The organism is Thalassotalea crassostreae (assembly GCF_001831495.1).
Lineage (GTDB): Bacteria > Pseudomonadota > Gammaproteobacteria > Enterobacterales > Alteromonadaceae > Thalassotalea_A > Thalassotalea_A crassostreae.
On sequence record NZ_CP017689.1, the window covers coordinates 1,895,585 to 1,908,928 of the forward strand.

General features: G+C 38.7%; 13 protein-coding genes. 10 read left to right on the plus strand and 3 right to left on the minus strand.

Annotation, left to right across the window (positions count from 1 at the left end):
• Positions 1-27: 27 nt before the first annotated feature.
• From hinT to LT090_RS08190, 5 genes are all read left to right on the plus strand, one after another.
• Complete coding sequence (gene hinT, locus LT090_RS08170; RefSeq protein WP_068546404.1) at positions 28-381, plus strand: purine nucleoside phosphoramidase; 354 nt, start codon at positions 28-30, stop codon at positions 379-381.
• 83 nt (positions 382-464) lie between these two features.
• Complete coding sequence (locus tag LT090_RS08175) at positions 465-731, plus strand: hypothetical protein (RefSeq protein ID WP_068546403.1); 267 nt, start codon at positions 465-467, stop codon at positions 729-731.
• An 89-nt stretch (positions 732-820) separates the two neighbouring features.
• Positions 821-1,711, plus strand: a complete 891-nt coding sequence (locus LT090_RS08180) for a phosphotransferase (RefSeq protein WP_162272306.1) — start codon at positions 821-823, stop codon at positions 1,709-1,711.
• Between the two features lie 127 nt (positions 1,712-1,838).
• Complete coding sequence (locus tag LT090_RS08185; protein WP_068546401.1) at positions 1,839-2,909, plus strand: sensor histidine kinase; 1,071 nt, start codon at positions 1,839-1,841, stop codon at positions 2,907-2,909.
• Complete coding sequence (locus LT090_RS08190) at positions 2,909-3,733, plus strand: LytR/AlgR family response regulator transcription factor (RefSeq protein WP_068546400.1); 825 nt, start codon at positions 2,909-2,911, stop codon at positions 3,731-3,733. Before LT090_RS08185 ends, LT090_RS08190 begins: the two co-directional genes overlap by 1 nt.
• Before the next feature lie 35 nt (positions 3,734-3,768).
• Here the strand turns inward: LT090_RS08190 and LT090_RS08195 are convergent, their stop codons facing one another.
• The 3 genes from LT090_RS08195 to LT090_RS08205 form a co-directional block, all read right to left on the minus strand.
• Positions 3,769-4,800 (minus strand): 6-phosphofructokinase, encoded by a 1,032-nt coding sequence (locus tag LT090_RS08195; protein ID WP_068546399.1) that lies wholly within the window; start codon positions 4,798-4,800, stop codon positions 3,769-3,771.
• 68 nt (positions 4,801-4,868) lie between these two features.
• On the minus strand, positions 4,869-6,302 hold the full coding sequence (gene pyk, locus LT090_RS08200; RefSeq protein WP_068546398.1) for a pyruvate kinase: 1,434 nt from the start codon (positions 6,300-6,302) through the stop codon (positions 4,869-4,871).
• 14 nt (positions 6,303-6,316) lie between these two features.
• Positions 6,317-7,174, minus strand: coding sequence for a MurR/RpiR family transcriptional regulator (locus LT090_RS08205; RefSeq protein ID WP_068546397.1), 858 nt, complete (start codon positions 7,172-7,174; stop codon positions 6,317-6,319).
• A 274-nt stretch (positions 7,175-7,448) separates the two neighbouring features.
• Between LT090_RS08205 and zwf the strand changes: the two genes are divergently transcribed.
• From zwf to LT090_RS08230, 5 genes are read left to right on the plus strand one after another with little or no spacing between them, the layout of a single operon-like run.
• A complete protein-coding gene (zwf, locus tag LT090_RS08210; protein WP_068546396.1) occupies positions 7,449-8,915 on the plus strand; it encodes a glucose-6-phosphate dehydrogenase in 1,467 nt (488 codons plus the stop codon).
• Entirely contained in the window at positions 8,915-9,607 is a 693-nt protein-coding gene (gene pgl, locus LT090_RS08215) for a 6-phosphogluconolactonase (protein WP_068546395.1), read from the plus strand. The genes zwf and pgl overlap by 1 nt, the downstream gene beginning before the upstream one ends.
• Before the next feature lie 23 nt (positions 9,608-9,630).
• Positions 9,631-11,454 (plus strand): phosphogluconate dehydratase, encoded by a 1,824-nt coding sequence (edd, locus tag LT090_RS08220; protein WP_068546475.1) that lies wholly within the window; start codon positions 9,631-9,633, stop codon positions 11,452-11,454.
• Entirely contained in the window at positions 11,454-12,443 is a 990-nt protein-coding gene (locus tag LT090_RS08225; RefSeq protein WP_068546394.1) for a glucokinase, read from the plus strand. The genes edd and LT090_RS08225 overlap by 1 nt, the downstream gene beginning before the upstream one ends.
• The gene (locus tag LT090_RS08230; protein ID WP_068546393.1) at positions 12,434-13,087 is read left to right on the plus strand and encodes a bifunctional 4-hydroxy-2-oxoglutarate aldolase/2-dehydro-3-deoxy-phosphogluconate aldolase; all 654 of its coding nucleotides are present in this window, start codon (positions 12,434-12,436) and stop codon (positions 13,085-13,087) included. The genes LT090_RS08225 and LT090_RS08230 overlap by 10 nt, the downstream gene beginning before the upstream one ends.
• The last annotated feature ends 257 nt before the right edge of the window (positions 13,088-13,344 follow it).

Consider the following 13,344-nt stretch of genomic DNA (forward strand, 5'->3'; position numbering starts at 1 on the left):
CAACAATAATTTAATTGGTAAAACACTATGGCTGAAGAAACTATATTCTCTAAGATAATTCGTCAAGAAATACCGACACCGCTTTTATATCAAGATGATTTAGTGACCGCGTTTAGAGATATTTCACCGCAAGCAGATACGCATATATTAATTATTCCAAACAAACTAATACCAACGGTTAATGATGTACAGGAAAGTGACGAATTAGCCCTTGGACGCATGATCACCGTTGCCAAGAAGCTTGCTGCTGATGAAGGTATAGCAGAAGATGGTTATCGTTTGATAATGAACTGCAATAGTCATGGCGGCCAAGAGGTGTATCATATTCATATGCATTTAGTAGGCGGTCAGCCGCTAGGTCGAATGCTATCTATTAAGTAGTATTAACAATAACAAGCCTGACAGAGGTCAGAGCATTAATACGTTGAAAAGACATTAATCGTTTAAATCAAAAAGAGTCGTAAATGAAGATCTCAATCGAAATCAGTTTGTACCCGTTAGCAGAAGAAAAGTTTAAAAAAGAAATTTGGAATTTTATCTATAAACTTCGAGATAACGAACAGTTAAAAGTAATTACCAATGGTATGAGTACTCAGGTATTTGGTGATTATGACATCGCCGTAAAAACCGTTATGGATGAAATTAAAGTTGTTCATGAAACCGTTGGTACAGCGGTGTTTGTTTGTAAGTTTATTGGTGGTGATCGTTCAGAAATTGAAGATGAACTCTAATCAATATTACTATTTTAACTTAAGGCTTTAGTTTCCTCATGCTGGTCGACAAAGCGAAGGTCGGAAAAATCGTAGCGCAAAGGTTAGGTTTGTCTAATTCACCTTTGCTTAGCGAAATTACACAAGGCCTATCGCACTGTTGCTTTAGAGCTATTGCTGACAAGCAAACATTATTCGTTAAAGTGTTTAGTGAGCGAAATGCATCAGTAAACGATCATAGCTTTATAGAGCAACAAGCGATGATTGCAAAACTAACCGGGGATTGTGGTCTTAGCCCTAAACTTATCGATGTTGATAAAGAGCACCGGTTGCTAATAAATGAGTATGTTGCAGGGCAGTCGCCTAAATTAACTGCTTCTGATACCGAAGCCGATAAGGAAGCTGATAAGCAAAGCACACAGACAATTAAAATATTGGCAGAGTGTGCTTATCGAACTCATCAGTTAGTCTTACCAGTCAGTGCTATTAAATTACAAAAAGTGATACAGCAACTTTTGCGTGCGGTTAATTTAAGTGATGAACAAAACTCCGACATTTTAGGCCGCGTTAATCAAATCGTAGATGAGATCGCTATCGATAAAAGCAACTTGGTAAGTTGTCATGGTGATATTAACTTAAATAATATTTTGCTAACCGATCATACAAATTGTCACATTGGAAGTAATCTAATTCAGTTGGTTGATTGGGAATATGCATGCTTAGCAGAGAGAGAATATGAGGTTGCTATGTGCGCTTCAATAAATCAACTATCCCGATCACAAACTGCAGACTTAGTTCATTATTATCAGCAACTATCCAGTATAAACGGAGTTGCAACCGTTAAATTAGATAATAACAAGGTAACGCGTTACTTGGTGATTTGCAACATAATCAACCACTTATGGTTTTGTTTGTATGATTTGGATAATGCTGAGTCGGATTCAAGTATTAGCGGATTCGCCATTTATAAATTTATTTTAACTACTCTCCATCAATCATAAAGCTGAGTTTTAGCGCTATATTTGAGATAAATAACCGATTCGTCGGGACTAACTACAGTGTTATTAATACAAATTTCACAGATAATTAATGGTACAAATACTATTTCCATTAATTAAGAGTATCATTTTGAATTGGAAAGACTTTATAGAAAACCGTAATCGTTTTTTCTGGTTGCTACATTTAGGTGGCTGGCTCGGTTTTGCCTTGGTTAATTATCTTGGCTCACTGTTACATGATGTCAGAGACTTATTTACATGGATGATTTTCTTAAGTGCATATGCTGGAGCGCTGTTCTCGATACCACTTCGTTATATCTACAAAAAAGCCTGGAGTTTTAAACCAATTTATATCGCCTTAGTGGTCTTTGCTGCGTCTTATATGTCGGGGCTCTTATGGCAAATAGTGAAAAATATTACTCACTGGGAAATTTATAAACACGGCTTTAGACCAGACAACTTGCTCTATTATACCCAATCAGCGGTTTGGTCATTTTATATAATGCTGTCTTGGAGTTTATTGTATTTTGGCATCAAGTATTACCAAATGCTCGAAGCTGAAAAACAAAAAGTTCTTAAAGCCAATAGCATGGCAAACCAAGCACAGCTTAAGATGTTGCGTTATCAATTAAATCCTCATTTCTTGTTTAATACACTTAATGCAATTTCAACGTTAGTTATGATTGATGACAATAAAACCGCCAATTCAATGGTAACTAAGCTTAGTGACTTCCTGCGCTATTCGTTAGATATGGACCCAATGAAAAAAGTTACGTTGGCCAATGAAATAAAAGCATTGAGCTTATATTTGGAAATCGAAAAAGTTCGGTTTGAAGAGCGGTTAACGTTAAAATTTGAAATTCAGAACAACTGCCAAAACGCGTTGGTTCCGAGCATGATATTTCAACCGTTAGTTGAAAACGCAATTAAGCATGCCATAGCAGTGCAAGAGCAGGGAGGATGTATATCGATTAGTGTGTCTCGCTTTGCTAATGATTTACAGCTTGAAATTGCTGACAATGGGCCAGGTGCAGATATTAAAGATGGCAGCCTATCTAGAGAGAATGGTGTTGGCTTAGCAAATACTCAAGAGCGACTTGCAACACTCTACGACAATAATTATTCGCTAGTAGTTAGTGACAATATTCCATCAGGCGTTAAAATAAACATTAGGATCCCATTTCAAGTAGATAATAGTTAATGGAAAAAACGATCAAAACCATCATCGTTGATGACGAACCGCTAGCAAGAAAAGGTCTTGCTATCCGGTTAGGTGCGTTTGAACAGGTTGATATAGTTGCCCAATGTACCAATGGTCGAGAAGCGATAGAAGCGATAATAAATATTAGCCCCGATCTGGTATTTTTGGATATTCAGATGCCACAAACCAATGGTTTTGAAGTTTTAAAGCAACTAAACGAACGTGGTATAGAAATGCCGATGATTGTTTTTGTCACCGCATTCGACCAATATGCGATAAAAGCGTTTGAAGTACATGCACTAGATTATTTACTTAAACCGGTAGACCATGAGCGTTTGGAGCTTGCTTTAAATAAGGTGTCTAGCAGGTTAAATCGACATAAAGACAGCGAACACAAGGGCAAATTAGTTAAGCTAGTGAGTCATGTGACAGGTCAAGACTGCGAACAAATTCTACAAGACTTAGCGCAAAATAGTGAAGTGAATATCACCCAATATTCAGACGTTCTTGCAATTAAGGACGTTGGCGAAACAAAACTCGTACCTACCGAAGATATATTATGTATCGATGCCGCCGGTGACTACATGGTGGTTCACACGCATACCGAAACACATATCCTTCGAAAAACGATGAAGGAACTTGAAGAGATTCTTGATCCTAAGAAGTTCATTCGCATTCACCGTTCGACGATTATCAATAAAGGCTTTATAGATAAGTTTGGCAACCACGTTAATGGTGAGTATTACGTGGTATTAACTAATCTAAAAGAACTTAAAGTAAGTCGCAGTTATAAAGATAAAGTTAAACACGCGGTTTTAGGATAAAGATAGTTATAGCGGTTGTTAAATCACGTTATGTTTTAAAGCTTATGGGCTTTTACAATCTCTGCAATATCTAGTATTGAATTTTGCGCGGTGAGTAAACTACCGTTGACTTGCTTTTTGTGCTGAATCGCGTCATTAATATCGACAAAAAGCACATTTCCTGAAGATTCAGCTGTCATTACCATATGCTTACCTTCATTGATTGCGCTAATAGCCGCTATAGACAGCTTTGTCGCCAATATTCTATCTTTTGCAACAGGTGAGCCGCCGCGTTGAATATATCCTAATACACAGGGGGTAGAATCGATATTTGCATATTCTTTCAAATCACTAGCCAGTTTATCTAAACCTCCAGGCCATAGGTTTTCGGCCACGACAATAATGTAGCTCGATAAACCACGTTGCTCGCGGCAAGCATGAATATGTTCACTGATATTTCTTAGCTCTTTACCTGGGTTAGTAAAGCTCTCGAATGTTAAGACTTGTTCAGCTGCACTCGCAATTCCAACGTTTAGGGCCAGAAAACCACTATGACGGCCCATAACTTCAACCAAAAATATCCGCTCAAATGCATCTGCGGTATCTCGAATCTTATCGATAGCGTCAAGCCCTGTATTTACTGCGGTAGCAAAGCCTATGGTGTTTTCTGTACCATCTATATCGTTGTCGATTGTACCGGGGATACCGATGAGTTGGCCTTGGTAAATCTTATTAAGGTTTAGTAAACCGCTAAATGAACCATCACCACCAATGACAATCAAAGCATCAATATTATTTGCGTTGAGGTTTTCGGCAGCTTTGGCTTGACCTGCTTGAGTAAGGAACTCCTTGCTGCGGCCACTTTTTAAAATTGTACCACCAAGATGGATAATATCTCTGACTTTAGCTTCATCGAGTTCAATATAATCATTATCGATTAAGCCATTGTATCCATGCTGGAAGCCAATTATTCGATGGTTGAAATGTAAAGACGCCAGGGTGACTGCACGAATTGCTGCATTCATTCCTGGCGCATCTCCACCGCTGCATAATACCGCGATAGTTTTATTTTTAACCTGTTTAGTCATTGTTTTACTTCAATTTAAATTGCTATCCCTATTTTTAGCATAGCCGTTAAATCGAATTAAAACAGTAATTACATAGTTAATACTTTTAAGGTGTTTGTGGCACCGATAGTTTCCATCGCGTCACCACGAGTGAATATCACTAAATCACCTTCAGCAAAGTCCACTAAACCAGCAGTTCTTACTGCTTGTAAAACATCTTTTGACAACGCATTAGAAACTGTTGAATCAAATGACACAGGGTATACGCCGCGATAAATTGCTGACTTTGATAGAGTTTTTACGTGACGTGATAAACAGAAAATCGGAAGACCTGAAGTAATACGAGACATTAACTTCGCAGTCTTACCAGATTCACTCAGTGAAATGATTGCTCGAACACCTTCTAAGTGGTTAGCGGCATACATTGCAGACATTGCTAATGTTTCAGAAATGTCAGTAAAGTTTAATTCATTACGGTGACCTGATTTATTCACAGAGCGCTGCTTTTCAGCACCTAAACAAACCTTTGACATTGCTTGAACTGTTTCTACCGGATATTTACCAGCAGCAGTTTCTGCACTAAGCATTACAGCATCTGTGCCATCTAATACAGCGTTTGCTACATCCATAACTTCTGCACGTGTTGGCATAGGTTGAGAAATCATAGTTTCCATCATTTGTGTCGCTGTGATAACAACACGGTCTAACTGGCGGCTACGAGCAATAATATGCTTTTGTTTACCAACAAGTTCGGCATCGCCAATCTCAACGCCTAGATCACCACGAGCTACCATTACAACGTCAGAAGCTAAGATAATTTCATCTAAAACTTTTTCGTCATTCACAGCTTCCGCACGTTCTATTTTTGAAACTAAACGAGCATTACAATTTGCTTCGTTAGCTAGCAATCGAGCTTCGCGCATGTCAGCAGCATCACGAGGGAAGGAAACCGCAAGGAAATCAACATCAATTTTTGCAGCTAATTTAATGTCTTCTTTATCTTTGTCTGTAAGTGCAGCAGCAGAAAGGCCACCACCTTGGCGATTAATCCCTTTATTATTTGAAAGTGGACCACCAACAGTGGTGATTGTATTAACTTTGTTGCCTTCGATTGATTCAACTTTAAGCTGAACACGACCATCATCAAGTAATAGGATGTCGCCCGCTGTTACATCATTAGGTAACTCTTTATAATCAATTCCGACAGAGTCTTTAGTACCAAGACCTTTGCCAAGATCTGCATCTAAAACAAATTTGTCACCGATTTCTAATGTGATTGGACCATCTTTAAACGTTGATACGCGGATTTTAGGCCCTTGTAAATCACCTAAAATACCTACGTAAGTATTTAGTTCTTTGGCAACTTTACGGACGTTATTTGCACGTTCGATATGATCCGCAGGTACACCGTGTGAAAAGTTTAAGCGTACAACGTTAACTCCTGCAGCAATAACATCGCGCAGTACATTATAATCGTCTGTTGCAGGGCCGAGTGTGGCTACTATCTTCGTTCTTCTTGGCATTATTTTCTAACCTTTTATAAATGTTTATTTACGATATCAAATCGTGAACTACGTAAACTGTCTTTAACTTTTTTCAAGTTATCTCTAAATTTATCACCGCGACGCAGAGTAAATCCGGTCGCTAATACATCAATGAGTGTTAATTGAGCAATTCTTGACGCCATTGGCATGTACAAGTCGGTATCTTCAGATACAACTGGAGAAAGAACAATATTACATTCCTTCGCTAACGGAGAACCAGCATCGGTAATACCGATCACAATGGCGTCGTTTTCTCGAGCAATATGTGCAACCTCTACCAGTGGCTTTGTACGACCTGTATGAGAGATCATAACCACTACATCGCCTTGAATACTGTTGATGCTGCTCATGCGTTGCATCAATATGTCATCAAAATAAACAACAGGAACATTGAATCGAAAAAATTTGTTTTGGGCATCATGGGCAACAATAGCTGAGGCACCTAATCCAAAGAATGATATCTTCTTTGCTTGAGTTAACACGTCAACAGCTCGGTTTATTAGACTTGTATCCAAACTTTTACGTGCCATTTCAAGGTTGGCCATTGTTGATTCGAATATTTTAGTCGTGTATTCGTCGGCACTATCATTTTCATCTACATGTCTGTTTACATATGGAGTACCATTAGCAAGACTTTGTGCAAGATGTAGTTTAAAATCAGGGTAACCCTTAGTATCTAGACGACGACAAAATCTATTGACAGTAGGTTCGCTAATATCAGCTTGTTTAGCCAAAGCAGCTATACTTGCATGGATTACTGTAGAAGGAGAGGCGAGTATAACCTCCGCCACCTTACGTTCAGATTTACTAAACGTTTCAAATTCATTGTTAATTTTTTCTAAAATGTTCATTACTAAACCCTTTAAAATTGCTGGTATTGAAAGTTATTTTTATTAGACAGCAAGTTAATTATGAAAATTTATTTCATATATTTACCCGATAGTAACCATTTTTCAGTAAATTTGAAACATATATTGTTAAAATATTGCATAATTTAGCAAATTTAACGGAATAAACTTATAATCCGTGTAATAAAATTACATTTAGTGCTTTACCTATTGTTGAAAAGTGTTTAAATTAGTCCCTAAATGTAATTTGTTTTCATTCAGCTTTAACGAGAATAATATGCCAGAACAAAATTTAAAAAATGCAGAAAACATTGTTTTACTGGGCGCTGGGGGTGATTTGTCACGCCGTAAACTGTTTGCCGCTTTATACCAATTAGAACGTGAAAATCAATTAGCTACAGTAAATAAAATTATTGGTGTAGCCAGAAACGACTTTGATAAAGAGCAATTTCAACAGTTTGTCATCGATTGCCTTAATGAGTTTATTCCCAAAGATATAGAAGAAAAGCCGCTTACTCGTTTTATTAGCCGTTTTGACTATGCCAAAGTGGACTTCTCTGATAAAAAAGCGTTCAAAAAAATTAAAGATTTAATACCAAGTAAGTCAGAAACGTTATATTACTTAGCTACTCCGCCGTCAGTGTATGGCTTGATTTGTGAAGGTCTTAATGCACATGGACTAGATAACGAGTACGCACGCGTGATCATGGAAAAACCAATTGGTCATGATTTAGCATCATCAAAAGTTATTAACGATCAAGTTAATGAGTATTTTGAAGAGTCACAAATCTATCGTATAGATCATTACCTAGGTAAAGAAACTGTATTAAACCTCCTTGCATTGCGCTTTGCTAATTCATTGTTTAGTACTAACTGGGATCATAATTGTATAGATCATGTACAAATCACCGTAGCTGAAAGTGTTGGTATCGAAGGTCGTTGGGGATTTTATGACGGCGTTGGGCAAATGCGAGATATGGTGCAAAACCACTTATTGCAAATATTATCGTTGTTAGCGATGGAGCCGCCAACAGATTTGTCCTCTGAAAACATACGTGACGAAAAATTAAAAGTTTTAAAAGCGCTTCGCCCTATTGATAGAACAAACATTCATGAGAAAACAGTTCGTGGTCAATATGCGAAAGGCCATTTAAATGGTGGTGTTGTTCCTGGTTACCTGGAAGAAGAAGGTGCAAATAAGAAAAGTACCACCGAAACATTTGTCGCGATTAAAGCTGAGATTGATAACTGGCGTTGGGCTGGTGTACCTTTTTATATGCGTACCGGTAAAAGAATGCCATGTAAACACTCTGAAGTTGTGATCCAATTTAAGCATCAACCACATAACATTTTTGGTCATAGTTTTTCGCAATTACCAGCTAATAAACTGACTATCCGTCTACAGCCTGATGAGGGTGTTGAATTAACGGTAATGAATAAAGTACCAGGAATGACAAAGAATTTAGAAATCAGTGAAACTAAACTCGATTTAAGCTTCTCTGATGTCCACGACAATGAACGAGTTATTGATGCCTATGAACGTCTGGTATTAAGCGCGATTCACGGTAGCCAGGCATTGTTTATTCGTCGGGACGAAATTGAAGCAGCATGGACATGGGCTGATGGTGTGTTAGACGCTTGGGAAGCATCAAATGAACCACCTAAGTCATACAGCGCTGGGTCATGGGGGCCTGTAAGCTCTATAGCATTAATTGCTCGTGACGATAGAAGTTGGGAGGAATAATGCATCACTTAAATGAATTTCAATCAAAAGCTGAATTAGACAATCAGTTTGCCGACGTTGTTACGGCGAATTTATCACAAGCAATTGCGAAAAATGGCAAAGCTAGCATCGCATTTTCTGGCGGCAGTACACCGAAAGGTTTCTTTCAAGCACTGTCTAACACAGATCTTGATTGGTCAAAAGTTACTGTAACTTTGGCAGATGACCGATGGGTTGATGTTGACCATAACGATAGTAACACTAAGCTAATTAGAGAAAACTTGTTAGTTAATAAAGCAAAAGATGCATCGTTTTTTGTTTTAAAGCAAGGCGATGAATTAGACGATAATAGTCTTGAAGCTTTGAATGAACAAGCTCTGCAAGTGTTACCTTTAGATGTTGTTATTCTTGGAATGGGCGAAGACGGTCATACCGCGTCGTTGTTCCCGTGCAGCCAACAAATTTCGGTAGGGTTAAGTGACACTGCACAACCTGCACTGATGAAAGTTGTCCCTACTACAGCGCCATATGAGCGCATTACCTTTAATTTTTCAGCGTTAATCAATACCTCTAGTTTGTATCTACATGTTGTTGGAGATAATAAGAAACAAGTATTAGAACAAGCTCTAGCCAGCGATAACGCGTTAGAAATGCCAATACGTGCATTTTTAAGTCACCCGCAGAAAACCTGCGAAATATACTGGACTAAATAATTATGGCCAATTCTTCTGTAAAAATGAATCCACAAATTCTAGAGATCACTAATCGAATTATCGAACGTAGCAAAAAGACACGTGGTGAGTATCTAGCAAAAATTGAACAAGCAAAATCTTCTAAAGTTCACCGCTCTCAATTGAGTTGTGGTAACTTAGCCCATGGATTTGCTGCGTGTTCGAAGCAAGATAAAGCAATTTTAAAACAATTGAATCATAGCGATATCGCGATTGTTTCAGCTTACAACGATATGCTTTCAGCTCATCAACCATACGAAACTTATCCAGCGATCATTAAAAAAGCAGTTAATGAAACTGGTGGTGTCGCTCAGTTTGCTGGTGGTGTACCGGCAATGTGTGATGGTGTAACTCAAGGCCAACCAGGCATGGATTTGAGCTTAATGAGTCGTGACGTTATTGCAATGTCATCAGCAGTTGCGCTATCTCACAATATGTTTGATGGTACCTTGATGCTTGGTATTTGTGACAAGATTGTTCCTGGTCTATTACTTGCGGCGATGACGTTTGGTCATTTACCAACAGTATTTGTACCAGCAGGCCCAATGCCTTCAGGTATTCCAAATAAAGAAAAAGCGCGTGTTAGACAGCAATACGCAAAAGGCGAAGTTGGCGAAGATACGTTATTAGAAGCTGAATCAGCGTCTTATCACAGTCCAGGTACCTGTACTTTCTTCGGAACAGCCAACTCGAATCAACTTGTTGTAGAAATCATGGGTCTTCATCTACCAGGTGCTTCGTTTGTTGCGCCAAATACTGAATTACGTGAAGAATTAACCAAAGCTGCAGCAACTCAAGTTACTCGTTTAACACAGCAAAATGGCAACTATACGCCAGTTGGTAAAATGATCGATGAAAAATCTATCGTTAACGCCATCGTTGCGTTATTAGCAACGGGTGGTTCGACCAACTTAACAATGCACATTATTGCATTTGCTCGTGCAGCCGGCATTATCATCAATTGGGATGACTTTGGTGATTTATCAAATGCTACGCCATTAATGACTCGTATTTATCCAAACGGTTTCGCTGATATTAACCAGTTCCAAGAAGCTGGTGGTATGGCACTGTTATTTAAAGAGTTAATCGGCATGGGCTTATTGCATCAAGATGTAGAAACAATTTGTGGTCCTGGTTTAGACAAGTACACCCAAGTACCAACTATGGTAGATGGTAAACTTGTATGGGTTGATGGCACTGACGTATCAGGCGACTTAGAAGTTATTGCTCATCCAGATCAACCATTTAAGAAAGATGGTGGCCTTAAAGTTCTTAAAGGTAATTTAGGTCGTTCGGTATTAAAAACCAGTTCATTAAGACCTGGCCAAGAAGTTATAAAAGCACCAGCAGTAGTTTTTGAAGACCAACATGATTTGGATATTGCATTTAAAGCAGGTGAGTTAGATAAAGATTTCGTTGCGGTTGTGCGTTTTCAAGGCCCTAAAGGTCGCGGTATGCCAGAATTGCACAAATTAACGCCGCCATTAGGTGTGTTACAAGATAAAGGCTTCAACGTCGCTTTAGTGACTGATGGCCGTATGTCTGGCGCGTCAGGTAAAGTTCCGGCTGCAATTCACTTAGTACCTGAAGCTATCGATAATGGTTTGATCGGTAAAGTTCAAACTGGTGACATGATCATCGTTGATGGTATCACTGGTGAATTAACTCTTGATGTTCCTGAAAGTGAACTCGCGGCAAGACCACAAGCGCAATTTACAGCTCAAAACGAACACGTCGGCATGGGCCGTGAAATGTTTGGTTTTATGAGAAATAATTTAAGTGGTGCTGAATTAGGTGCATGTTCACTATTTGTTGAGGACAACACCTAATGTCAAAGCCGGTAATAAATATTGTTGCCGACATAGGCGGCACCAACTTGCGCATAGCGAGTTTGGATAGTGAAGGTAAGTGTCAATACATTCAGACATATCAATGTAAAGAACATCCGAGTTTACGCTCAGTGATCGAAGATTATCTTAAAAAATCTGAAATCGATAGTAGCAAGAGCTTAGTTAATGCTTGTTTGGCAATTGCCTGTCCGGTTGACCAAGATTTGATCCATATGACTAATTTGCCTTGGAGTTTTTCTAAGGCAAAGCTTAAAAATGATCTTGGTTTACATGCGCTACACATGATCAATGATTACACTGCGATGGCGTGGTCAATCAATGAGTTAGATGAGTGGCAAAAAGTTAAAATCGGTGGCGGTGAACCTGTTCAACATAAGCCTATTGGTATCTGTGGTCCAGGAACAGGACTTGGAGTTGCAAACCTTATTTGGGGCAATGGCCAATGGATAAGTGTTGATGGTGAAGGAGGGCATACAGACTTTGCTCCAACCAACGATCAAGAAGTGGCTATTTTGTCTTATCTAAGAGAAAAATATTCTCGAGTATCCTATGAGCAAGTTTTATCTGGTCTAGGTATCGAGCAAATTTATCAAGCATTATGTCATGTCAGTGATGTTGAAACTAACAATTATAGTGCGGCGGATATATCAAAAAGAGCTATCGATAAAAGCTGCGATATTTGCTTAGAAGCAATGCTGCAGTTTTGTAAAACATTAGGTAGTTTTGCCGGTAATATGGCGCTGCATACATCAGCTTTCGGTGGAATTTACATTGCTGGTGGTATCGTACCAAGATTTTTAGAATTTTTTGAAGAAAGCGGATTTCGTAGACGCTTTGAAGCAAAAGGACGCTTTACACACTTTAATGCCAAAATTCCTACGTATGTGATCACAGAATCACAACCAGGACTATTAGGAGCAAGTGCGTATCTAACACAACAAAATATTAATGAGGGTTTATGTCGTTAACAAATCAATGGAAAACACAACCTGGTGAAGTTTTCGCTATGGGTCCTGTTGTTCCTGTACTAGTAATAGAAAATGTAGAAGATGCTGTACCAATTGCCAAAGCATTAATGGCAGGTGGTATTAAGGTATTAGAAGTTACGCTTAGAACGGAAAACGCACTTGATGTAATTCGAGAAATTGCAAATAACGTACCAGAAGCAATGATTGGTGCAGGTACCATTACTAATGCTGAAACGTTACATCAAGCAATTGATGCAGGTGCCAAGTTTGCGATCAGTCCAGGTTTAACACCAGAGCTATTAGCTGCATCTGTTAGAACTAAGATCCCTTTGATCCCAGGAATAGCGTCTATTTCTGAATTAATGACTGGTATTGATGCAGGATTTGATCATTTTAAGTTTTTCCCTGCGGAAGCTATTGGCGGCGCTAAAGCGATTAAATCAATTGCCGGACCATTCCCAAACATTAAGTTTTGCCCAACTGGTGGTATCAACTTAGATAATATGGGTAACTACTTAAGCTTAAATAGTATTGTATGTATTGGCGGCTCTTGGATAGTGCCAGATGACGCGATCAAGTCTAAAGACTGGTCTCGTATCACTGAACTAACTAAAGAAGCTGTAGCGCAAGCTAGCAAGTACTAAAGCTATATAGATTTATACAAGTAAGCAAAAAGCAGAATTAAGATTTCTTAATTCTGCTTTTTTTATGTCTGCGATGTCGACTTCCCCCAAAAACTTAACCGAAATGAAGGAGCTCATTAAACCTGATGAGGATAGAAAAACTCGATTTCCTGAGCTTGGTTCAGGATCTTTTTGGTATTGCTGTGACCGGCTGAAAAGCGCCAATCAGAGACAGTTAATAAAGCGGTTAAAACGCGCCAAAGCAGCTCGCACATTAT

Bases quoted from the DNA above. Each gene is read 5' to 3' on its own strand.
- hinT (WP_068546404.1), top strand. From the start codon at position 28: ATGGCTGAAGAAACTATATTCTCTAAGATAATTCGTCAAGAAATACCG.
- LT090_RS08175 (WP_068546403.1), top strand. From the start codon at position 465: ATGAAGATCTCAATCGAAATCAGTTTGTACCCGTTAGCAGAAGAAAAG.
- LT090_RS08190 (WP_068546400.1), top strand. From the start codon at position 2,909: ATGGAAAAAACGATCAAAACCATCATCGTTGATGACGAACCGCTAGCA.
- LT090_RS08195 (WP_068546399.1), bottom strand. From the start codon at position 4,800: ATGACTAAACAGGTTAAAAATAAAACTATCGCGGTATTATGCAGCGGT.
- pyk (WP_068546398.1), bottom strand. From the start codon at position 6,302: ATGCCAAGAAGAACGAAGATAGTAGCCACACTCGGCCCTGCAACAGAC.
- LT090_RS08205 (WP_068546397.1), bottom strand. From the start codon at position 7,174: ATGAACATTTTAGAAAAAATTAACAATGAATTTGAAACGTTTAGTAAA.
- zwf (WP_068546396.1), top strand. From the start codon at position 7,449: ATGCCAGAACAAAATTTAAAAAATGCAGAAAACATTGTTTTACTGGGC.
- pgl (WP_068546395.1), top strand. From the start codon at position 8,915: ATGCATCACTTAAATGAATTTCAATCAAAAGCTGAATTAGACAATCAG.
- edd (WP_068546475.1), top strand. From the start codon at position 9,631: ATGAATCCACAAATTCTAGAGATCACTAATCGAATTATCGAACGTAGC.
- LT090_RS08225 (WP_068546394.1), top strand. From the start codon at position 11,454: ATGTCAAAGCCGGTAATAAATATTGTTGCCGACATAGGCGGCACCAAC.
- LT090_RS08230 (WP_068546393.1), top strand. From the start codon at position 12,434: ATGTCGTTAACAAATCAATGGAAAACACAACCTGGTGAAGTTTTCGCT.